The following is a 22383-nucleotide window of genomic DNA, read 5'->3' on the forward strand; positions in this document are numbered from 1 at the left end:
GTGTTGTCAACCGCAGCTGCCCAGGTAGCCGCAGGACGTGCAATGGTCGCAGCCATCCTTGCGGATGAGGGCGCGCGCGCCGCATTCGGGGCATTTGCGCCCACCCATGAGTCCGTTGGCGACTGACGCCACCGCGGTGGCGGCCGATGTTGCGGCCGGCGCTACCGCCGCCAGCACGGGTGCCGACGGCGCACCACTGCGGCGCTCCAGAATGGTCTGCACCGCGAAGGCGATGGCCGCGACCTCGGAGTCGTGCCACATGGGCACTTGCGCACCGTCCTCGCGCACACGGTGTCCCAGGCGCACAGGACCGCGGTCCCACACCACCTTGCGCATGTCGCTCAGCGCCCGGTCCAGAAAACCGCCACGCGCGGCCAGCGACAGCAGCCGCATGCTGGCGGTGATCCATTGCTGCGACTCGGCGCGCTGCCCCACCGGCATGAAGAACTCGATCGCTCGCTCGCCGGCAGGGTGACCATCGGCCGACGTCACCGGCAGGAACGACACCACGATGTAGGTGGTCTGCTCACCCTCATGGGTCCAGTAGCTGATCTTCTCCACCACGGCATTGAGCCCACCTGGCGGACGCCGCTCGATCACCCGACGCATGGGATCGGGCGGCGGGGGTGATTCGCTCGCAGCGGGCGTGTCTTCGGTCTGCAGCACCGCGCCCAGGATGTCGTTCGGTCGGTAAGTGGCGAGCCCCTTGAGGCCCGAGCGCCACGCCTTGAGGTACAGGTCCTTGAAGGCGTCGTAGGAAAAGTCGGCGGGCACATTCACCGTCTTGCTGATGGCCGTGTCCACATAGGGTTGCACCGCCGCCATCATGTTCAGGTGACCATCAACGCCCATCTGCAGCGCCGAGACAAACGCGGGCGGCAGCTGCGAGACATCGCGCCCCAGCGCCTGCCACACCCGCCAGGCGTGGTCTTGCACCTCGTACTCGCGCATGCTGCCGTCGGGCTCACGTTTGCGACGGGTGTAAGTCCAGGAGAACGCGGGCTCGATGCCATTGGAGGCGTTGTCGGCAAAGGCGAGGCTCACCGTGCCCGTGGGGGCGATCGACAGCAGATGGCTGTTGCGAATGCCATAGGTCCGGATGTCCGCCTGCAGCGACGCTGGCAGGCGGCTGGCAAACGTGCCCTCGGCCAGATAGGTATCTGCGTCGAAGCGCGGGAAGGCGCCTTTCTCGCGTGCCAGCGCCACCGAGGCAGCGTAGGCCGCATCGCGAAGGCGCTCGGCGATCTGCCGTGCCATCGCCACCCCATCCGGGGCGTCGTAGCGCAGCCCCATCAGGATGAGCGCATCGCCCAGGCCGGTGAACCCGACGCCGATGCGCCGCTTGGCCACGGCCTCGGCCTGTTGCTGCGGCAGTGGCCAATGGGTGAGGTCGAGCACGTTGTCGAGCGCACGCACCTGCACCGAGACCACCTCGGCGAAAGCCTCGAAATCAAATGAAGCTGGTCCGCCGACGTCGAACGGATGGCGCACGAAACGCGGCAGGATCACCGGGCCGAGGTCGCAGCAGCCATAGGGCGGTAGCGGCTGTTCGCCGCAAGGATTGGTGGCCGAGATGTGCTCGATGGCGCGCAGGTTGTTGTCGCGGTCAATGGCGTCGAGAAACAGGATGCCGGGCTCGGCGAAGTCGTAGGCAGAGCGCATCACCGTGTCCCACAGCTCGCGCGCGTTCACTGTTTCGTAGACCCACTGGCCGTCTTCCCGCTGGAACGCGCCGGCATCCAGCTGAGCCTGGCCAGGGTGGGCGGCGTGCACCAGTTGCCATTCGGCGCCGTTGACCACCGCCTGCAGGAAGCTGTCGGGCACGCCGATCGACACGTTGAAATTGTTCCAGCGACCTGGCGTGCGCTTGGCGGTGATGAACTCTCGCACGTCGGGGTGATCGATGCGCAGCACACCCATCTGGGCACCGCGGCGTGCTCCGGCGCTCTCGACCGTCGCACAGGACTGATCAAACACATTGATGTAGCTGCAGGGGCCCGAGGCCACCGATGCCGTGCCCCTCACGCGCGCGCCGCGCGGGCGGATGCGCGAGAAGTCATAGCCGACCCCGCCGCCCCGCCGCATGGTTTCGGCGGCTTCGCGCAAGGCCTCATAAATGCCCGGGAAGCCGGCTTCGTCGACACCCTGAATGCTGTCGCCCACAGGCTGTACGAAGCAGTTGATGAGCGTGGCCTGGATGCCGGCGCCCGCCGCGCTCATGATGCGCCCGGCGCCGATGCCACCGCGATCGAGCTGTTCGCGAAAGCGCGCGGTCCAGGTGTCGCGCAAAGCCGGCGCCTCGACCGAGGCCAGCGCGCGGGCCACGCGGTCGAACAAGGCGTCGCGGGTGCGCTCGTCGCCCTTGAGGTACTTCTCGCGCAGCACGTCCTCGCTGATGGGCTGTGGTTCGAGCGCGGGCAGCAAATCGATGGCGGCAACGGGGCGGTTCATGGGCCCCATTCTGCGGCGATTCACCATGGCGGACGTCGTCTGGCCGACGAAGACCGCAAGGTCGTCAGTGCCGCCTGTCAGGGCGACACCGACCCGGGGGACATCAGCCGTTGGTCACCCGGAAGACGGCCACGGCTTCCACCAGGCGCTGGGCCTGCTGGCGCAGGCTCGAGGCCGCGGCGGCACTTTCTTCCACCAGCGCTGCGTTCTGCTGGGTCGCCTGGTCCATTTGCGTGACGGCGTCGCCCACCTGGTTGACGCCATCGCTTTGCTCGGTCGAAGCGGCACTAATTTCGGCGACCAGATCGGTCACGCGGCGGATCGAGGACACGATCTCGGTCATGCGGCCACCGGCCTGGTCAACCAGCGTCGAGCCTTGTGCCACCTGATCGACACTGTTGCCGATCAGGTCCTTGATTTCCTTGGCGGCCTGGGCGCTGCGTTGCGCCAGGTTGCGCACTTCGCCGGCCACCACCGCAAAGCCGCGGCCTTGCTCGCCGGCGCGGGCGGCTTCGACCGCCGCGTTCAAGGCCAGGATGTTGGTCTGGAAGGCGATGCCGTCGATGACGCCGATGATGTCGGCGATCTTCTGGCTGCTGTGCTGGATGCCCTGCATGGTGGAGACCACCTCGCCGACCACTTCGCCACCGGCCACGGCCAGATCGCGCGCGGTCACCGCCAGCTGGTTGGCCTGACGCGCGTTGTCGGCGTTCATGCGCACGGTGGAACCCAGTTGTTCCATCGAAGCAGCTGTTTCTTCGAGGGCAGAGGCCTGCTGCTCGGTGCGCTGGCTCAGATCCTGGTTGCCCTGTGCAATCTGAGCGCTGGCCGAGGCCACGCTCTCGGCGTTGTGGCGAACCTCACCCACCACCTGCGACAGCTTGGCCTGCATGGCAGCCAGCGCCTTGAGCATGTCTGCAATTTCGTCGCTGCCCTGCGCCTGCACCCGCACGCTCAGGTCACCCGCGGCCACCCGATCGGCCACGTCGACGGCCTGGTCCACCCGGCGCGTGATCGCGCGGCTGAACACCACGCCGGCCACGGCACCACCGATGCAGACCACCGCCATGAGCGCCAGGCTCCAGACGGTCGCCTGGCGGGCACCGGCCTGGGCCTGCTCGGCCACCGCGGCGCTGTCTTCGCCGATGCGCTTGACCGCAGCGTCGAGCAGGCGAGCCGGTTCGCGGTCCATGCCATGCACGGCCTTGTCGCCCACGCTGGCGTCCATGCCCGCGGCCTTGAACTGCTCGAAGGCGGCGCGGTAGTTGCCGCTCATCGTGGCGTGGGCCTGGCCGAACTGTTGGACCAGGTCGCGCGCTTCGCCGGGTGCCAGGTCGGCGGCGAGGCCTTTGGCCTCGGCCGCCAGGGCGACATCGGCCTTTTGAAAAGCGCCCCAGTATTTGTCGAGTTGCGCCGGGTCCTTGCCGCGCAGCAGGGTGTTCTTCCACTCCTGGACCTGGGTCTTGAACTGGCTGAGCATGCCGCCCACGCGGATCGCGTTGCGGTGGCTGTTGGCCACATCCACCTGATAGGTCTGGATGGAGCCATTGAGGCGGTAAATGCCGAACAAGGCGGCGGCGGTCACCAGCGCCAGCGAGGCGACGATGGCCAGAGGGAGTTTCAACGAGAGCTTCACGATGCAAACCAAAAGACAAGGTTTCCCCACAGGGTAGAACCCCAACTATCGGCATTCGGGCGGGCTTTACGAATGTGAAAAGCAGGCAATCGACCCGGCATTTCCCCGGCGGTGACGACAGACGGTCTTGCCTTGGCGAGAACGTAGAACTAAAGAAATCGGGCGGTCTGCCGATCAGTGCAGACAACGCCGCCTTTGCGGCCGCTTACCTTGCATGCCCATCAGGAGTTGCACATGACCACCAACCCGGTGCCCCAACGCCACAGGGTGCTGATCGTCGATGACGATCCCGGCATGGTCCACCTGCTCGCGCGCACCTTGCTGGACCTGACCCAGTTGCACTTTGCCGTGCGCGGCGACGATGCCCTGCGCAAGCTGGGACAGCACAAACCCGATCTGCTGGTGATCGACGCCGAGCTGCCCGATCTGAACGGCTACGAAGTCATCGCCCGCATGCGCGAGAACCCTGAACTGGCACACACCGCGGTGGTGATGGTCACCTCGCACGACGACGCATCCCACCGCCAGCGCGCGCTCGACGCCGGTGTGCTCGACTTCTTCACCAAGCCCATCGACCGCGATCTCATTCGTGTGCGGGTGCAGCAGATCCTCAGCGGCGAGGCCATGGAGGTGATCGAGCTCGACGAGCGCCCGCTGCCCTTTCGGGACAAACCGACGGCAGTGGCGGCCCCGGCCGGCCCCGCCTTTGCGGTGACCGAACCCCTGGTTCACACGCCCGCAGCGCCAGCGTCCACGGCGCCGCCCGACGGCGTGCCGATCGACGTGCACGCCATCACGTCCGAGCTGTTCGAGCGCATGTCGGCCATCCTGTCGCAAGCCGAGACACTGCGCGAGCAAAAGCCCGACAACGCCCCGGCCAACGAGATCTACCCGATCCAGCGCATCCAGGAAGAATGTGCCGAGGTGATCCAGTTGCTGGTCACCATCAGCGGTGAGGACTGAGTCGGCTCGCCACGCCCGGGCGGCGTGGCTCGCCCGGCACGGGAGGCCTTCACCCCATTCACAATTTGCGCCGTTTCAGTTCGCAAGAACGATTCAGGCGCCGTGGTGATCAGCCCGGGACGGGGCCAGTGTGAACTCGGCCACCGTGCCCACGTCGGGCTGGCTGCGCAGGTGCACATCCCCACCGTGGTGGCGCACGATGCGCAGCACCATGCTCAGACCCACGCCTGTGCCCTCGAACTGCCCCTTGGCGTGCATGCGCCTGAAGGGCTGGAACAGCCCGCGCGCGCGGTTCATGTCGAAGCCGGCGCCGTTGTCCGTTACCCGGTACCAGACCCTTCCATCCAGCTCAAAACTGTCCACCCGGACTCGGGCATGGGGCGAACGGGCGGTGTATTTCCAGGCGTTGTGCAACAGGTTCTGCCACACCTGCGCCACCAGATCGGCGTCGCCCCGGGCGGGCGGCAATGGGTCGTGGCGCATCTCGACCTGGCGTGAGCGGTCGGACGCGCTGACCAGGCGCCAGGTCTCTTCGACCAGGGCGTCCATGTCGATCGGGTCGCGACGCTGGACGCGTTGGTCGATCTGGGCCAGTTCGCACAGCGCGTCGATCATGCTGTTCATGCGCCGAGTGGCCTTCTCAACCTGGTCGCTGTATTCGATCGCCTCTTCGGTATGGCCTTGGGTGAGGCGTTCGCGCAGCAGGCTCACGAATCCCTGGATCGCCAGCAGCGGCGCGCGCAGATCGTGGGCCACGGCGCGGGTGAATTCGCGCACACGCTGGTCTGCCACATCGGGTGAAGGCTCGGTGTCCGGCTCGCTCGGCACATCGATGCGCAGTTGCTCATAGGCCATGCGAAACACCGCGTCGCGGGCCAGGCGTTCGCTGACGTCGTGCACGATGCACAGCACCACGCGCTGGTCACCCACGTTCATGAGCTCGGCGCTGATCAGGCAAGGCCGCGGATCACCGCTCACAGGGGTGACGGAGGCCGGCAGACCATCGATTTCGCCGCGCACGTCGATGGCGCGCGCCATGCGCTTCAAGTTGTCCAGCCCGACGTGGTGAGCCAGCAACCGCAGCGGCTGTCCCACGACATTGGCCTCGACCTCGCCCAGCAGCTCGATCAATGCCGGGTTGGCGTCGCGCACCACACCGCTGGCGTGGTCGATCACCAGCATGGGCTCCGTGTTGCGTGCAAAGGTGCGCTCCAGCAGGTCGTGCGCCTGCTGGAGCGATTGCTCGGCCCGACGCCGCCGCTCGCGCTCGCGCGCATGGGCCCGCGCGCGATACCGCAACGCCCAAGCCGCGCCCAACAGCAATGCCAGCGCGGCGCCTGCAAGCACCCAGATCCAGCGCTGCTGCTCGCGCAGATCGCGCTCAAAGGCCACGCGCATGGCCACATCGGGTGACTGGCCGAGCCAGCGCTCGCGCAGCGCTGGCAAGGTGCCGTTGGCCTCCAGGCGCGCCAGCGCGCCTTGCAACTCATTGAACAGGGCCTCGTTGTCGTAGGCCACCGCCAACGCATAAGTCTGCAGGCTCAGACTGCCTGGCGCGGCCTCCACGCCGGCCACCTTTCCACTGGCCACCAAGGGGTCGGCATAGGCGCGCAACAGCAAGGCCATGTCGGCCTCGCCCCGCTGCACCGCCTGCAATGCGCTCAGGGTATCGGGCGTGCGAACGAAGGGGCCACGAATGCCCGACATCCAGCGCGAGAGCGTCTCGCGCATGGGTTCGCGGTCCAGCACCGCAATGCGATGACCATCCAGGTCCTGCAAGGTTGCGGGCGCGGTGCGTCCACTGGGCAGATAGACCGCGAAATCAAGCGCCGCATGGCCCGGCAAAAAGCGTGAGTACGCGCGGCGTTCGATGGTCTGCACCATGGCCACCACGTCCACCCGGCCAGCGCGGAACGCCTCGACCGTGGCGGCCCAGGGCTGCAACTGGATATCAGCCTCGGCATTGAGCTCGCGCGCAACCGCGCGCATCAGGTCGATCTGGAACCCGACTGGCTGGCCTTGCGCATCGAGCGACTCGAATGGGGCAAACGCCTCATCGCCCCCGTAATGGAGCACGCGCGCCTGCACGGTGGTGAGCGCGCAAACCAGCGTCAGGGCCAGGCTCACCCAACGGACATGTCGACGCAGGGCCCCGTTGGCGCGTGAGGAATCGGTCGGGGTACCCGGCGACAAGGTCGGCATGCGGTCTCGCGTGGATGGCGCAACCGGGGCCCCGGTCACATCCGCTTACGGTGCCACAAGGTGCCCCACTTCCGCGACCGCCCGGCACCGATTACCGGGGTATCCGTCGGATTTGCGCCACGCCTCAGGGTTTGAGCGCGAAGCCGGCGATCTGCTTGTAGTTATCGGAGATGGCGCGCAACTCGTCCTGGCTGATGAGGTCGTCGATGCTGGCAAAGGGTTGCCCTCCGCTCAGCTCATCGGCTTTCATGATGATGAAGTCCGGTGGCAACGTGCGGTTGGTCTGCACCACCCGCGCGGTGGCGGCGATGCGCGCTGCTTCGTAGCGCCGCAAGGCTTGCTCGGGCTCATCCGGCGCGGCGGCCAATTCATCGGCCAGGGTGCGCGCGTCGATCAGCGCCTGCGCCGACCCGTTGGAGCCGCGCGGGTACATCGGGTGCGCGGCGTCGCCCATCAGGGTGATCGGGCCATCGCCCCAACGGTTCAGCGGGTCCTTGTCGACCATGGGGTACTCGAAGATCTGCTGCGCGCCGGCGATCAGCGCCGGCACGTCCAGCCAGTCGTATCGCCAGCCGTCAAAAATGGGCAGGATGTCGTCGGCTCGCCCGGGCCTGTTCCAGTCGTTCATGGGCTTGGCAGGGTCGCGCAGTTCGGCCACCCAGTTGATCAGCTGGTTGCCCTGGCCGTCGACGTTGTCGACGATGGGATAGATCACCATCTTGCCGGTGTCGATGCTGCCAATGCGGATGTAGCTTTGGCCGGTCAGGATCGGCTTGTGCACTGTCACGCCCCGCCAGGTGTTGATGCCCGCGTAGCAGACGCGATCGTCGGGCACCAGTTGGCGGCGAATCAGCGAGTTCACGCCATCGCAGGCGACAACGATGTCGGCCTGAACCTCTTGGCCATTGTCAAACTGCAACCGCACGCCGCTCGCACCACGCGAAATGCCGACACAACGGTGCGCGGTGTGCAGCCGATGTGCGCCCAGACGCTGCATGGCCGCCTGCCATAGCACCCCGTGCAACTTGCCACGGTGGATACCCAACTCGGGCAGGTCATAGCCCGCATGCCGCCCACGCGGCTCGCTGAAGACGTACTGGCCCCAGCGGTTGAAGAAGACGCTCTCGCGGTTTTCGATCGCCAGCGCCAGCAACGAATCGGTCAGCCCCAGGGCATCGAGCTCACGCATGGCGTGCGGCAGCAAGGTGATGCCCACGCCCAGCTCCTTCACCTCGGGCGCCGCTTCAAACACATCGCAGGTCAGTCCACGTTTGTGCAGCGCCAGCGCAAACGCCAGACCGGCGATGCCTCCCCCCACCACGGCAATCTTCATGTGCCCGCTCCCGATCATTCGGCCTTGATGCCCTGCGCCTTGATCAAGGCAGCCCAGCGGTCGGCGTCGCGCGCCACCAGTTGGGCAAAACCGTCCGGCGAATCCGTCGCCGGGTCCATGCCTTGTCCTTCAAATGCCTTCTTCACGTCGTCGCTTCGCAGGATGTCGTTGATCTCGCGATTGAGCGCGTTCACCTGCGGGGCCGGCATGCCCTTGGGTGCAAACACGCCGTACCACATGTCCACGTTCACCTTGCCGATGCCACTCTCGCTCAAGGTAGGCACATCCGGCAGCAAGGGGTGCCGTTTGTCGCTGCCGATGGCCAGGGCCACCAAACGCCCATTGCGCACCTGCGGCAAGGCCACATGAATCGGCAGGAACATGGCTTCGATCTGCCCTCCCAGCAGATCGGTGAGGGCCGGTCCGGTGCCCCGGTAAGGAATGTGTGTGAGGAACACCTTGGCGGTGTTCTTGAGCAGCTCCATCGACAGGTGGTGCGGCGTGCCCACCCCGGGCGAGGCGTAGTTGAGCTTTCCCGGCGCCTTGCGCGCTGCGGCAAGCAGATCCGCCGCGGTTTTGAAGCCGGTGCGCGGGTGCGTGACCAGAATCAGTTGCCCCCAGCTGGTCAGGCTCACGGGCTGCAGGTCGCGCAAGGGGTCGAACGGCAGTTGCGGATAGAGGCTGCGGTTCATGACCAGGGTGCTCACGCTCACCAGCAAGGTGTTGCCGTCCGGCGCTGAACGCACCACCGCTTCGGTGCCGATATTCCCCGATGCTCCGGCGCGGTTGTCCACGATCACCGGGCGCTTGAGCCGCTCCGACAGCCTGGGGCCGATGGAGCGCGCGATCAGGTCAATGCCGGTGCCGGGCGTGAAGGGCACGATCAGCCGCAGCGGTGCGTCCTGCGCCGTGGCCACACCGGTGGCACCCAGCAGCGACGTCGCCAGCAGGGCGCGACGCGAGATCGGGAAAGCGGAATGCATGACCTTGTCTCCTATTGTTAGCATGCTACCTATTGTCGCGCAAACGGACCATCTGCGCATCCGTAGAATCCCGGTCGCCCGATCCAATCCGCCCATGCTCGCCGACCTCTACCAACGCCCAGGATTCCTGCTGCGGCGCACACACCAGATTTCCGCTGCCGTTTTCGAGTCGGCATGCGCCGAGGTCGGTCTGACGCCTGCGCAATATGGGGTGCTGACGGTGCTGGCGACCGAGCCCGGATTGGACCAGACGCGCCTGGCGCGAGCGCTCGCCTTCGACAAAGTCACTGTGATGCGCGTGCTCAAGGGCCTGGAAGAACGCGGGCTGGTTTCCCGGGAGCGCTCCAGCGTCAGCCGGCGGCAGATGACGGTCGCACTCACACCGCAAGGGGTCTCACTGCTCGACGCCGCTCGAGCGCCAGCAGAAGAGGCCTACCAGCGCCTGTTGTCGCCCCTCACGCCGGTGCAGCGAAGGCAGCTCATCGAGCTGTTGCAAACACTTACCGAAGGGCTGGCCGACGAGGCACGTGCGCCCTTTGTGCCCCTGCAGCCGCAGGACGAAGTCCCCTCAAAGCGTCCATCTCGCGCCCGCCGCCCGACCTGAAGCAGAGCGGTTGGCCCGGCGATTGCTAAGGCTGTGCCGTGGCGGAGCACGGTGCTCCACCGCACCGATTCGGACTCGCGCGGACGGAGGCAAGGACGTGCACATGATGGACAACCCGCAGTCGCTGTCGATGCAAGCCGACGGGTCGCCCGCCACCATTTCGTGGGCGTCACCCGCCTATCAGGGCGTGTGGGCCCGCACCCTGCTGGAAACGCCGGGCGGGCGAGACACCGGCGCCAATGTGCGGTGGTTTCAGACCGCGCGCTGGCAGGGCGCCATCGACGCGGACGGTCATGTGATCACGGGTTTGATCGAAGGCCCCGCAGTGGCCCACAGCGTGTTCCAGACACCGGACCGCATCGTGCAAACAGGTCTGCGCGACAGGCACCTGGCCATCTGGGAGCGGATGCCGCAATCACTGGGCCGACGCATCACGCTGGCGCGGCGCGGCAGCGACGGTGCACCGACCGAGGAACGATTGCTCGTTTGTGGTGACTTTCTGCTGCACGTTGCACCCACGGCCAATCAACAGGTTGCACTCAGGTTCGGCCGGATCAGCGAGGACGGGCAAACCTGGCAAGTCGAGCTGGACAGCCATCACGCATCCGCCGGCAGCGCGCTGCCCTGGCGGCTGCAACGGCTTGGCATGGACCTCGCCGTGGTCAGCGCAGACAGCCTGCTGACCGGCGCATGGGAGGTAATGGAATGGATGGAAGGGTGACGAGCCAAGGCGGAGAGCGCCACGCAGAGCGCACCTGATGGAACGACCGATGGCCTGCCGACACTCAGGCGGCTCATTCGTCGATTTTCCGAAGGACTCTCAATGCAACGCCTTTCCAGCCAACGGTTCGTTTCCAGCGTCAAGCCATCCCAGAATGCAAGCACACTGCCCCCCGCCATTGCCCGGCCGCAGGCCAGAACGCTGGTCACCATGACCGTACTCGGCGCGCTGATCGACAGTCCAGTAGGGGCAGCGGGTGTCGAACGGTTCACGTTCCAGCGCACGTCCGACTGCGTCAGCCATAGCCGAAACTTGAAGCACAACATTGCCGCCGACTTGAAGCAGCAAGGTGTGGTCATCGAAGTTCCGCCAAAGTCTGGGTTGAGAGCGTTCGTCAAACGGGTGACCCAGATCGACCTGTCGGCTTCTCGGCCCGCAACCAGCGCTCAGCAATTGGCCGAGCTGTGCGACACGCACGGACCCGTTTCGTTGATCCTGCAGGGACTGATCGCCCCCGGCCAAGGCGACGACGTCTACCAGCTCCACCACAGCGTCGTCATGTTGGGTAGCTTCGTCGAAGGTGGGCGCACGATTGGGGTGCTGATGGATCCCAACAATCTGCAAACCAACAAGGTAATGAGCACCATCAAGCAATGGCGCGAGGATCAAGGTCTTCTGGCGCCACTGCACGAAATGACCAAAGATCAGATGTCGGCTCTCGACAAATGGCTCGGCGACCAGCAACCGCCCATGGCGTTCGGGCAGGTGGCGTTTGGCCTCGTCGATTTGCAGGCCGCCGTCGAACGATCGGACGCTCTGTATGTCGAACGATCACGCTTCAACGACCACGAGGCTGGCATGGCCATCCAACCCAACCGTGTCGAGTTCGACCCGGACGCACGCGTGGTTCAGCCGTTGCTGACGCATGAGACCGTGGAGCGACTCCGCCAGGAAATCAGACACGACCCCACCATCGTGACGACGTCCTGGGATGACGCGGTACCCATGCGCAGCGACGAGCTGTGAGTGCTGCGACGCCCGTCGCGGTATCAGCGGGGGCGATGTGTGCCGAACGGGCGGGCGCCTGAGCCCGCCGCACGGGCACCGCGATCGCTGGACGGACGGCGATCGCCGCCGCGCCCAGCCTCACCTCGCTGCCCGCCAAACCGGTTGTCGCCACGGGGGGCAAAGCGCTCGTCGCCACGGGGGGCAAAGCGCTCGTCGCCGCGAGGCGCGAATCGCTCGTCACCTCGACGCGCGAAACGATCGCCTGCGGGAGGCGCGAACCTGTCTTGCGCGGCTGGTGCAAAGCGGTCACCACCACGCCCACCGCGCCGATCTCCCGGGCGACCACGGCTTTCGCGCGCGGGCTGAGGCGGGCGCTCACGCGGCTCCAGCCCGGGAACGACTTCGGCCTTGAAGCGCTGCTTGGTGTAGGCCTCGATGTCAAAAATGCGGCGGCGGTCGCGGAACTCGGCGAAGGTCACGGCCAGGCCGTCACGACCGGCACGACCCGTGCGACCAATGCGGTGCGTGTAGTCCTCGGCCTTCATCGGCAGGCCGAAGTTGAACACGTGGGTGATGGTGGGCACGTCGATGCCCCGTGCCGCCACGTCGGTGGCCACCAGGATCTGCACCTGGCCATTGCGCAGCGCCATCAGGCGACGGTTGCGCAGACCCTGGCTCAGCGCGCCATGCAAGGCCACCGCGGCAAAGCCGGCCTGTTGCAGTTCCTCCGCCAGCCCGTCGCACTCGATCTGCGTGCTGGCGAACACGATGGCCTGGTCAATGCTGGCGTCACGCAGCCAGTGGTCGAGCAACTTGCGCTTGTGGACCGGGCTGTCAGCCCAGAACAGCACCTGTTTGATGTTGGCGTGCTTTTCCTGCGGGGTGTCGATCTGCACGCGCTGCACGTGGCTGCCGTTGTCGTGCATGACGCGCAGACCCAGTTGCTGGATGCGCGGTGCGAAAGTGGCGCTGAACATCAGCGTGCGCTGGCGACTGGCGGTCAGCGCGTGAATTTCGGCCAGGTCGTCGGCAAAGCCCAGGTCGAGCATGCGGTCGGCTTCGTCGACCACCAGGCACTGCACCTCGTCGAGCTTGAGCTGCATCGAGCGCTGCAGGTCGAGCAGGCGACCCGGGGTGGCAACAACCACGTCGGCGTTCTGCAGGCGCTGGATCTGCATCTGGTAGGGCATGCCCCCCACCACGGTGGCGATGCGCAGGCCACGGCAGTGGCGCACCAGATCGATGGCGTCATGCGCCACCTGCTGCGCCAGTTCACGCGTGGGGCACAGCACCAGGGCCAGCGGCGTGGCCGCCTTGAAATGGCGAGCCAGCATGGGGTTCTTGCGCTTGGGCGCCTTGGGCGCCGATTCGCCGCGGGCGGCGGCATCGGCAGCCTGGCGCTCGCGTTCGGCCCGTTCGGCTTGCGCGCGCTCGGCCTTTTCGCCAATCACGGCGTTCAGCACGGGCAGCAGAAACGCAGCCGTCTTGCCGCTGCCGGTCTGGCTGGAGACCATCAGGTCGGCGTACCGGCCGCCATCGGTTCGGGGCAAGGCCAGGGGAACCACCCGGGCTTGCACAGCGGTCGGCTGGGTGTAGCCCAGGTCGGCCACCGCGGCCACCAGTTCAGGGGCCAGGCCGAGTGCCGCAAAGGCGCTCGCGTCAACGGGGGTAGAGGTTTGCACAGGCGCGTCGTCGCCCTGCGCTTCAAAAGCGTCGCTCATGTCGTTTCCTGCGCCCATTCAAGAGGCGCATGCAACGGAGGACCGAACAGGGGAATTGATTGCCCCGGGGTGTCGGTTCCGTTTGTGGTTACACAACATCAACCACAAACGGTCCGCCCGGTGGCGGTGGCCCTGAACGCTGACGCCGTGATGGCGGGCGGTGTGGAGGGCCGGGTGTGTGAGGCCAATGCACGAAAAACCCGCCAGCTTTGGCGGGTGCCGCGATTGTCGCACAGATTCGGGAAAACCCGAAGCGGAAATCTCAATCAACCGCGCGGGATCACCCCAGAACCGCAGCCACCATATGAAACAACAAGGCGGCAAGCACCGCGGTGGCGGGCACCGTCACGATCCAGGCGGCGACGATACGCATCACCACCGACCGCTTGACGATCTCCTTCTTGTAGGCCTTCTTGAACGCCCGGCGCTCGGGCTTGGCGAACACGGCACCGTCCACACCTCGCAGCTTGGCGCGCTGCTTCATGTCGGCCAGCATCTGTTTCTTCTCGGTCACTTCGGCGGCCTCGAAGCGCAGCATGTAGGCCTCGACCTCTTCACGGTCGGCACCCTGGTGCGCAGCGCGCACGGCCGCTTCCATCTTGGCGTAGTTGACTTTGAGCAGTTCGCGCAGGAAGCCCACCCCAAACACCGCACCAATGGAGATGTGCGTCGTGGAAACCGGCATGCCCAGCTGCGACGCCAGGATCACAGTGATGGTGGCCGCCATGGCGATGGCATAGGCGCGCATCTGGTCCAGTTCGGTAATCTCTTTGCCCACCGTCCGGATCAGTTTGGCGCCGTACAACGCCAGCCCGACCGACAGGCCCAGGGCACCCAGCACCATGATCCACAGCGGCGTGCCGGCCTTGGTGGCGATGGCGCCGGCCTTGACCGCTTCAAAAATGGCGGCCAGCGGACCGATGGCGTTGGCCACGTCGTTCGCGCCATGGGCAAAGCTCAGCAAGGCGGCCGAGCACACCAGCGGCCAGGTGAACAGGTGGTTCACGCCGTCCTTGCTGTTGTCCTGACGCAGAGCCTGGCGTGCGATCGGGGCGCGAATCAGCAACCACACCACCACAGCCAATCCAGCTCCCCCAAACACGGCGACGGGAAAGCCGACCTTGACCACCTGGCTGACACCCTTGAGCAGCATGTAGGTGCCATAGGCCCACACCATCAGGGCGATCAGCACCGGCACGACGCGTGCCGCGGCCTCCGTCTTCTCGGCCCGATAGGTCACGCTGCGCTTGATGAGGTAGAGAAATCCCGCCGCGATCAGACCACCCAGCACGGGAGAGATCACCCAACTGGCGACGATGGCACCGATGGTCGGCCAGTTGACCAGCCCCCAGCCGCCAGCCGCAATGCCCGCTCCCATCACCGCACCGATGATGGAGTGCGTGGTGGACACGGGTGCCCCCAGCGCCGTGGCCAGGTTCAGCCACAGCGCGCCCGCCAGCAAGGCCGCAAACATCACCCAGGCAAACAGCGTCGGGTCGGCAATGTCGCGTGGGTCGATGATGGCGCCCTTGATGGTGCCCACCACGTCACCGCCAGCGACGATGGCGCCCAGGGCTTCGAACACCGCCGCCACGATGATGGCCCACCCCATGGTGAGCGCGCCCGACCCGACCGCCGGGCCCATGTTGTTGGCGACGTCGTTGGCACCGATGTTCATCGCCATGTAAGCGCCCACCGCTGCAGACAGGATGAGCAGCCACACGGCCGTGCGCCCAAGCCCGGTGTCAGCGGCCCCAGTCAAGGAGGCGTAGACACCCACCAGAAACAGAAAGGCCACCGCGGTGGCCAACTGGATCGCCTCGAAATGGCGGCTGAAGACGGAGCGGGACTTCTTGGTCATGTGCAGGCTTTGTGAATGTCACCGTATTGTCATGCAAGCCGCGCGCGATACCCCCGCCCGCGAGGCGGCCTGTCAGCGCAGGAAGTTGGCGCGGTAGTGCTCCAGCTCGTCGATCGATTCGTGCACATCCGCCAGTGCAGTGTGCATCTGGCGCTTCTTGAAGGCGTCGACCACGGCCGGCTGCCAGCGCTTGGCCAGCTCTTTGAGCGTGCTGACGTCGATGTTGCGGTAGTGAAACCAGGCTTCCAGTCGCGGCATGTACTTCACCAGAAAGCGCCGGTCCTGCCCGATCGTGTTGCCACACATGGGCGACGCCTGCTTAGGGGCGTAGCGGGCGATGAAATCCAGCAACTGCTGTTCGGCGTCGGCTTCGCTGACGGTGCTGGCGCGCACCTTGTCGATCAGGCCGCTGCGCCCATGCGTGCCCTTGTTCCAGGCATCCATGCCATCGAGCACTGCGTCGGGCTGGTGCACCACGATGACAGGCCCCTCGACGCGCGGCGTCAGCTGGGGCCCGGTGATCACCACCGCGATTTCCAGCAGACGCTCCTTCTCCGGGTCGAGCCCGCTCATCTCGCAATCGATCCAGACCAGGTTCTGGTCGTTCTTGCTCAGTGTGGGTTGGGGCGTGGACGTGTCGGTTGCGGGCTCGGTCATGGCCGCCATTGTCCCCGATGTGCCGGGATGGGCATGCGCCCACCAGGGCGGGACCTGCGCAGCCGGGCGGATAGACTTCCCGCCCCATGGATGCCTCAGCGCTCGCCTTCACCACCGTTTTCTGCGCCCTGCTCGTCGCCGGCCTGTTGGTTCGCGCCTACCTGGCGGGCCGCCAGATGCGCCACGTCGCGCGGCACCGAGACCAGGTGCCCGCCCCCTTCAACCACACCATCGGCCTCGACGCCCACCGCAAGGCCGCCGACTACACCATCGCCAAGACGCGCTTCGGCCTGCTGGAAACCGCGTTCGAGGCGGCCGTGCTGGTGGGCTGGACCTTGATGGGCGGCCTGGACTGGCTCAATCAAACGCTGCTCGTCAGCATGGGGCCGGGCTTGTGGCAGCAACTGACCCTGGTGGCGTGCTTCGCCGTCATCGGTGGCCTCGTTGGACTGCCCTTCGCCTGGTACGCGACTTTCCGGCTGGAGGCGCGGTTCGGCTTCAACAAGATGGGGCTCAGCCTGTGGCTGGTCGACGGTCTCAAAGGCGCTGTCATCGGCGCGGTCATCGGCCTGCCGGTGTTGGCACTGGTCCTGTGGCTCATGGGCACGGCCGGGCCCACCTGGTGGCTCTGGGCCTGGGGGGTCTGGATGGGTTTCAACCTGCTGGCCCTGGTGCTCTACCCCACCCTCATCGCGCCCTTGTTCAACAAGTTCGAGCCGCTGACGGACGACACGATCAGAGCGCGCGTGAACGCCCTCATGGCCCGTTGCGGGTTCTCGGCACAAGGCTTGTTCGTGATGGACGGCAGCAAACGCAGCGCGCACGCCAATGCCTATTTCACGGGCTTCGGCGCCGCCAAGCGCGTGGTGTTCTTCGACACCCTGCTGAATCAGCTCTCGCCCGATGAAATCGATGCGGTGCTCGCGCACGAGCTGGGGCACTATCGTCGCCGTCATATCCTCAAACGCATCGTCATGCTGTTCGGCTTGAGCCTGCTGGGCTTTGCCGCACTGGGCTGGGCGTCATCCCAGGCCTGGTTCTTCATCGGGCTGGGCGTGCAGCCTTCCCTGCAGGCCCCCAACGATGCGTTGGCGCTCATTCTCTTCGTGCTGACGGTGCCGTTGCTGACGTACTTTCTGTCGCCACTGATGGCGCAGATCTCACGACGCCACGAGTTCGAAGCCGACGCCTTCGCCATGGAAAAGACCCGGGGCAGTGATCTGGCCAGTGCATTGCTCAAGCTGTACCAGGACAACGCCAGCACGGTCACCCCCGACCCCCTCTACGCCAGCTTCTACTATTCACACCCGCCGGCCAGCGAGCGGCTGGCGCGCCTGCAGACCGCATGACCATGAACCCCATTCACCAGAACCGACGCGCACTGAGCGCCACCGAGATCGTCACCCAGCTCACCCAGCTCAATGGCGCCACGCCAGATGGCTGGAAGCTCATCGACGGCGCGCTGGAGCGCACGTTCGCCTTTGCCAACTACCACGAGACCATGGCGTTCGTGAACGCGGTCGCCTGGATCGCGCACCGCGAAGACCACCACCCGGACATCGCGTTTGGCTACAACCGCTGCACGTTGCGATTCAACACACACGATGTCAACGGCATCTCGGCGAGCGATTTCTTCTGCGCCAGCGCCGTCAACGCCTTGCAGGGCAACGGATGAGTGAACGTCGCACCGGCCGGGTGGTGACGGCCCATGGCCGCCATTGCCTGGTCGAGAGCGACAACGGTCAGCGCGTGCTGTGCCACCCGCGCGGCAAGAAGAACGCGGTGGTGGTTGGCGACACGGTGCAATGGACGCGCAGCGGAGATGAAGGCCTCATTGAACAGGTCGATCCGCGGCGCAATCTGCTCTACAGGCAAGACGAGCTGAGGACCAAGTCGTTTGCCGCCAATGTTGATCAGGTGCTGGTGCTGCTGGCTGCCGACCCTGTGTACTCGGACATGCAGCTTGCGCGCGCCCTGATCGCGGCCGAAGCAGCGCAGATCGACGCGGTCGTGGCGCTGAACAAGCACGACCTGCGCGAGGCCTTTGACAGCGCGTGGTCCCGCCTGGCACCCCTGCGGCGCATGGGGCTGAGCGTACTGGCGGTGGGGCTGCGCGACGGCCATGGGCTCGACGAGCTCGTGGCCCGGTTGCGGGGGCGCAGCACCCTGGTGCTGGGCCCGTCGGGCGTTGGCAAGAGTACGCTGGTGAACCAACTGGTGCCTGATGCGGGCGCTCAAACCGGCGAAGTGTCCCAGGCGTTGAACTCCGGCCGTCACACGACCACATCGACCACCTGGTACTGGACAGACCCATCCCGAACCACGGCCTTGATCGATTCGCCAGGCTTTCAGTCGTTTGGCCTGTTTCACATTGACGCGACCGAGCTCGCCGGCCTCATGCCCGACCTGCGCGCTGCGCTGGGGCAGTGCCGCTTCTACAACTGCACCCACCGACACGAGCCTGGCTGCGGTGTGCGCACGCACGTGGGCGCGGACCCTGCCGATGACCCGCTGGCCATCGACGAAACGCGCTACCGCCTGTACACGGAACTCTTCGACGAGCTCGCTGCCAAGCCCGCCTACTGATCGCCCAACAGTGCCGGCCACCCCGTCAGAAGCGGGCCAGTGTCAACAGTGCGAGCAAGAGCATCCAGAGCACGACCGCTCGCCAGACCAGGCCCACCACACTGCCGAGATGCGCCAGCTGTGGGTCGGGACGCAAGCCAGGTTCCGAATCATCCGAAGGGTCTGAATCGGTCGCCTGGGGTGTCAGGTTCACGTTCAATGCGCCCGATGTGGCCGCCAACACGACTCCGTCGCTGCCCGGCGCAAACCGGTCGGCATCTGCACGCCAGCTGCCAACCGCCTCCTCGAAATTTCCCACAACGGCAAATCCCAGGGCGGTGGCGCGCGCCGGCCAGTGATCGACCCAGCGCCACGCAGTGGCGGCCGCGTCCCGCAACGACTGGCTGGGCGTCCCATCGGGGCGCGCGCGCCAGTTGCGAGACAGGTACTCGGCCAGCCGGTAGAGCACGGCCCCCGCCGGGCCCAGACCGATCACCCACAAGACGATGAAACAGAAAAACACCCCGAACACGTGACGGTGCGCGGCCAGAACGGAATGCTCAATGACCTGGCGCAGCAGTTCCGTGCGCGGAAGGCTGGCCGCGTCCACGCGCAGCCATTGGGCGAGCTGCTCGCGCGCCGCTCGCTCGTCGCCCTCCTCCAGGCTGCGCCGGATCTGGCTGAAGTGGTGACTGAACTGGCGAAACCCCAGGGTCACATAGAGCACCGCCACGCTCCACATGAAGGCGAAGATCGCGCCGATCTGCCACAGCGCGTGGTACACGAGCGCGGCCACCGCAGAGGGAAACACCACCGCCAGCGCCCAGGCCACCCAGCCGTGCCCATGACCACCAGCGTCCAGGTTGCGGCGCACGCTGCGGCTCCAGCCACGCAGCATGGCGTGCACCGGGTTGTTGAATGCGAGGGGACGGGCCTGCTCGATGAGCAAAGCCAGGAGGACGGCCAGGAAACCCATGCGCCGATGATAGTGGCCGGGCGCGGCGGGGCCAGCGAATCAAGCCGCCAGGAACCGATAGAGGTTGCGCAGCATGCCCGCGGTCGCGCCCCAGATGAAGCGTTCGCGGCTGCCGTCGTGCCAGGGCATGGAGTACCACTCGCGCACCGCACCGTCGAACTCAAAGGCGTGGCGACGGTGGTGCCTCGGGTCCATAAGGAAGGTCAGCGGCACCTCGAAGACATCGTCCACCTCGTGTGGATTCGGCCGCAGTTCGAAGTCAGGCTGGACCAGCGCCACCACGGGCGTGATGTGAAAGGCGGTGCCGGTGATGTACTCCGGCAAGGTACCGACCACCTCGACATGCCCGGCAGGCAAACCGATCTCTTCGTCCGCCTCCCGCAACGCAGCCGCCACGGCGTCGGCGTCGGTGGGATCGACCTTGCCACCCGGAAAAGCAATCTGGCCTGAATGGGTGGACAGATGGGGTGTGCGCTGGGTCAGCAACAGGCGCAGGTCCTCGCGCATCACCAGCGGCAGCAACACCGCTGCATCGGCCGGCTCGCGGTCGGCAAAACGGCGCTCTCGAACAAGCTCCGGCGTCCACACGGGCGGCCGCTCGAACTGGGCCCTCAGGCCGTCTGGGGTCAAGCGGTGCGCAGGTGCAGGCGCCAGACCCTCACTGGCACCCGTGGCCACCACAGGCACAGTGCGTGGATCGAAAGGGGGCAGTCGCTGGACCATGGTGGTGCGGTGGGCAGAAACAAAAAGGCCGCTCCGGAGAGCGGCCTTGGCGCGGATGCCGGATCAGGCGCCCAGCTTTTCCTTGATGCGGGCCGACTTGCCGCTGCGTTCGCGCAGGTAGTACAGCTTGGCACGGCGGACATCGCCGCGGCGCTTGACTTCAATCTTGGCGATCAGCGGGCTGTACAGCGGGAACGTACGCTCCACGCCTTCGCCGCTGGAGATCTTGCGCACGATGAAGCTGGAATTGAGGCCACGGTTACGGCGGGCAATCACCACGCCTTCGTAGGCCTGCACGCGCTTGCGGCTGCCTTCAATCACGTTGACGCTGACGATGACGGTATCGCCGGGGGCGAAAGGAGGAATCGTCTTGCCCAGACGGGTGATCTCTTCCTGCTCGAGGGTCTGAATGAGGTTCATTGCAAAGTTCCAACGATCATGGCCGCGCTGCACTAAAGGCCGCGAATCCGGTGCGTCGTTCACCTGTGGGGTGAACGGCTGTTCAGTCACCCAGACCTGGGTGGAACAGCAGCGATCCCGGTCGCGGCGGCCGGCCAGAGGATCGAAAAGCCCGCCATTATAGCGTGCGGTTTTGTTGCAGGAAAGCCTCGTCCTGGTCGTCCAGCCATCCCTTTTGCCGGGCCTGCGTCAGCAGCTCCGGGCGGTGACACGCCGAGAGGGTCAGACTCGCCTCTCGCCGGTGCCGGGCGATGCGCTCGTGGTGACCACCCAGCAACACGGCCGGGACGGCAACCGGACCGCCCGGACCCGCCCACACCTCAGGACGGGTGTAGTGGGGGCTGTCCAGAAGTCCATCGATCGCATCGTTGAAGCTGTCCTGCTGGTGGCTGCCTTCATCGCCCAGCACACCCGGCTGCAGCCTCGCCACCGCGTCCAGCAGGGCCATGGCAGCCACCTCGCCACCGGACAAGACGAAGTCCCCCAGACTGATCTGTTGATCCACACAGGCGTCGATGAAGCGCTGATCAACACCTTCATAGCGCCCGCAGATCAGGATTGCGCCAGAACTGGCCGACCATCGAACCACGCTGGCGTGATCCAGCCGATCGCCAATGGGCGAGAACAAGACCACCGGCGCACGCGCGTCGTCTGCCTCGGCGCGATCAGCCCGGATGGCCTGCAGGCAGCGCCACAGCGGCTCGGCCATCATCACCATGCCTGGCCCACCCCCGAACGGTCGATCGTCCACTCGCCGATAGTTGCCCTCGGCGAAGTCACGCGGCTGCCAGAGTCGCACATCCACCCGGTGCGATTCGAACGCGCGGCGCGTGATGCCATGCGCCAGAAACGGCGCAAACAGCTCGGGAAACAGGGTGACGACGTCGAAGCGCATGGCGCGCATTGTGGCGGCGAGTGTGCCCGGGCGTCAGTAGTCGGGCTGCCAGTCCACCGTGACACGCCGCGCCGCACGGTCGACTTTGTCGACATAGGCGTCCACAAAAGGGATCAGGCGCTCGGCCGTGCGCGTCTCGCCGTCTACGACTTCGTCATAGGCCAGCACCAGCACGTCGGTAGGACCCGTGCTCAGCAGGTCACGAACCGTGCCCAGAGCGACACCTTCGCGGTTCACGACCGAAAGACCGATCAGATCGACCCAGTAGTACTCGCCTTCGGCGGGCTCCGGAAACGCACTGCGCGGCAGGCTGATGCGGCAACCCTTGAGCGCTTCGGCCGACGTACGGTCTTCGACACCCTCGATCTGCGCAACAAGGCCATCTGCGTGCGCCTTGAGCGTCTTGATGTGAACCTGAACGCAGCCCTGAAAAGCAGAAAAGCCGCGCGCGAAACGGGCTTCGGGCGGCTGCAGGAACCAGTCGGTGCTGGCAGACAGCGCCTCGGTATCGGCGCTGTGGGGGTGGATGCGAACCCACCCCTTGATGCCCCAGGCATCGAGAACGCGCCCCAGTTCGACGGCGTCGGCCGGCAGGACCGACGCGACCAGGGCCGCGTTCATGCCG

At 66.2% G+C, this 22383-nt stretch carries 20 protein-coding genes; 7 read left to right on the forward strand and 13 right to left on the reverse strand.

The window, feature by feature from the left end; genetic code table 11:
• Positions 1-6 precede the first annotated feature (6 nt).
• Positions 7-2451: an adenosylcobalamin-dependent ribonucleoside-diphosphate reductase gene (locus KF871_RS08940; RefSeq protein ID WP_291140945.1), complete on the reverse strand. Its 2445-nt coding sequence runs from the start codon at positions 2449-2451 to the stop codon at positions 7-9.
• A gap of 103 nt (positions 2452-2554) precedes the next feature.
• Positions 2555-4087, reverse strand: a complete 1533-nt coding sequence (locus KF871_RS08945) for a methyl-accepting chemotaxis protein (RefSeq protein WP_291140948.1) — start codon at positions 4085-4087, stop codon at positions 2555-2557.
• Positions 4088-4321: 234 nt separating this feature from the next.
• Here KF871_RS08945 and KF871_RS08950 point away from each other — a divergent pair, with 234 nt between their 5' ends.
• A complete protein-coding gene (locus tag KF871_RS08950) occupies positions 4322-5050 on the forward strand; it encodes a response regulator (RefSeq protein WP_291140951.1) in 729 nt (242 codons plus the stop codon).
• A 93-nt stretch (positions 5051-5143) separates the two neighbouring features.
• Here the strand turns inward: KF871_RS08950 and KF871_RS08955 are convergent, their stop codons facing one another.
• From KF871_RS08955 to KF871_RS08965, 3 genes are all read right to left on the reverse strand, one after another.
• Complete coding sequence (locus tag KF871_RS08955; RefSeq protein ID WP_291140954.1) at positions 5144-7252, reverse strand: transporter substrate-binding domain-containing protein; 2109 nt, start codon at positions 7250-7252, stop codon at positions 5144-5146.
• 124 nt (positions 7253-7376) lie between these two features.
• Positions 7377-8585 carry a flavin-dependent oxidoreductase gene (locus tag KF871_RS08960; RefSeq protein WP_291140958.1) on the reverse strand — a complete coding sequence of 403 codons (1209 nt, stop codon included), beginning with the start codon at positions 8583-8585 and terminating at the stop codon, positions 7377-7379.
• Between the two features lie 14 nt (positions 8586-8599).
• Positions 8600-9568, reverse strand: coding sequence for a tripartite tricarboxylate transporter substrate binding protein (locus tag KF871_RS08965; protein ID WP_291140961.1), 969 nt, complete (start codon positions 9566-9568; stop codon positions 8600-8602).
• A gap of 94 nt (positions 9569-9662) precedes the next feature.
• Between KF871_RS08965 and KF871_RS08970 the strand changes: the two genes are divergently transcribed.
• From KF871_RS08970 to KF871_RS08980, 3 genes are all read left to right on the forward strand, one after another.
• On the forward strand, positions 9663-10172 hold the full coding sequence (locus KF871_RS08970; protein WP_291140963.1) for a MarR family transcriptional regulator: 510 nt from the start codon (positions 9663-9665) through the stop codon (positions 10170-10172).
• 103 nt (positions 10173-10275) lie between these two features.
• Complete coding sequence (locus KF871_RS08975; protein ID WP_291140966.1) at positions 10276-10893, forward strand: hypothetical protein; 618 nt, start codon at positions 10276-10278, stop codon at positions 10891-10893.
• Positions 10894-10995: 102 nt separating this feature from the next.
• On the forward strand, positions 10996-11919 hold the full coding sequence (locus tag KF871_RS08980) for a hypothetical protein (RefSeq protein WP_291140969.1): 924 nt from the start codon (positions 10996-10998) through the stop codon (positions 11917-11919).
• Between the two features lie 23 nt (positions 11920-11942).
• On the opposite strand, the gene KF871_RS08985 is transcribed toward KF871_RS08980, so the two are convergent.
• The 3 genes from KF871_RS08985 to orn all read right to left on the reverse strand — a co-directional run bounded on the left by KF871_RS08985 (position 11943) and on the right by orn (position 16140).
• Positions 11943-13622 carry a DEAD/DEAH box helicase gene (locus KF871_RS08985; RefSeq protein WP_291140971.1) on the reverse strand — a complete coding sequence of 560 codons (1680 nt, stop codon included), beginning with the start codon at positions 13620-13622 and terminating at the stop codon, positions 11943-11945.
• 280 nt (positions 13623-13902) lie between these two features.
• Positions 13903-15483 (reverse strand): inorganic phosphate transporter, encoded by a 1581-nt coding sequence (locus KF871_RS08990; RefSeq protein ID WP_291140974.1) that lies wholly within the window; start codon positions 15481-15483, stop codon positions 13903-13905.
• Positions 15484-15555: 72 nt separating this feature from the next.
• Positions 15556-16140: an oligoribonuclease gene (orn, locus tag KF871_RS08995; protein ID WP_291140978.1), complete on the reverse strand. Its 585-nt coding sequence runs from the start codon at positions 16138-16140 to the stop codon at positions 15556-15558.
• A gap of 86 nt (positions 16141-16226) precedes the next feature.
• Between orn and KF871_RS09000 the strand changes: the two genes are divergently transcribed.
• From KF871_RS09000 to rsgA, 3 genes are read left to right on the forward strand one after another with little or no spacing between them, the layout of a single operon-like run.
• Positions 16227-17489, forward strand: a complete 1263-nt coding sequence (locus KF871_RS09000; RefSeq protein ID WP_291140981.1) for a M48 family metallopeptidase — start codon at positions 16227-16229, stop codon at positions 17487-17489.
• A 2-nt stretch (positions 17490-17491) separates the two neighbouring features.
• Positions 17492-17815, forward strand: a complete 324-nt coding sequence (locus tag KF871_RS09005) for a 4a-hydroxytetrahydrobiopterin dehydratase (RefSeq protein ID WP_291140983.1) — start codon at positions 17492-17494, stop codon at positions 17813-17815.
• On the forward strand, positions 17812-18726 hold the full coding sequence (gene rsgA, locus KF871_RS09010; RefSeq protein WP_291140985.1) for a ribosome small subunit-dependent GTPase A: 915 nt from the start codon (positions 17812-17814) through the stop codon (positions 18724-18726). Before KF871_RS09005 ends, rsgA begins: the two co-directional genes overlap by 4 nt.
• Before the next feature lie 25 nt (positions 18727-18751).
• Here rsgA and KF871_RS09015 read toward each other — a convergent pair whose 3' ends face one another.
• From KF871_RS09015 to rimM, 5 genes are all read right to left on the reverse strand, one after another.
• Positions 18752-19681 carry a CobD/CbiB family protein gene (locus KF871_RS09015; RefSeq protein WP_291140988.1) on the reverse strand — a complete coding sequence of 310 codons (930 nt, stop codon included), beginning with the start codon at positions 19679-19681 and terminating at the stop codon, positions 18752-18754.
• 39 nt (positions 19682-19720) lie between these two features.
• Entirely contained in the window at positions 19721-20404 is a 684-nt protein-coding gene (locus KF871_RS09020; protein WP_291140990.1) for a CoA pyrophosphatase, read from the reverse strand.
• A gap of 63 nt (positions 20405-20467) precedes the next feature.
• Entirely contained in the window at positions 20468-20824 is a 357-nt protein-coding gene (gene rplS / locus KF871_RS09025; protein ID WP_291141278.1) for a 50S ribosomal protein L19, read from the reverse strand.
• Between the two features lie 157 nt (positions 20825-20981).
• Positions 20982-21758: a tRNA (guanosine(37)-N1)-methyltransferase TrmD gene (trmD, locus tag KF871_RS09030; protein WP_291140993.1), complete on the reverse strand. Its 777-nt coding sequence runs from the start codon at positions 21756-21758 to the stop codon at positions 20982-20984.
• A gap of 33 nt (positions 21759-21791) precedes the next feature.
• Positions 21792-22379, reverse strand: coding sequence for a ribosome maturation factor RimM (gene rimM / locus KF871_RS09035; protein ID WP_291140996.1), 588 nt, complete (start codon positions 22377-22379; stop codon positions 21792-21794).
• Between the last annotated feature and the right edge of the window lie 4 nt (positions 22380-22383).

The organism is Hydrogenophaga sp. (assembly GCF_019635465.1).
Taxonomy (GTDB): domain Bacteria; phylum Pseudomonadota; class Gammaproteobacteria; order Burkholderiales; family Burkholderiaceae_C; genus Hydrogenophaga.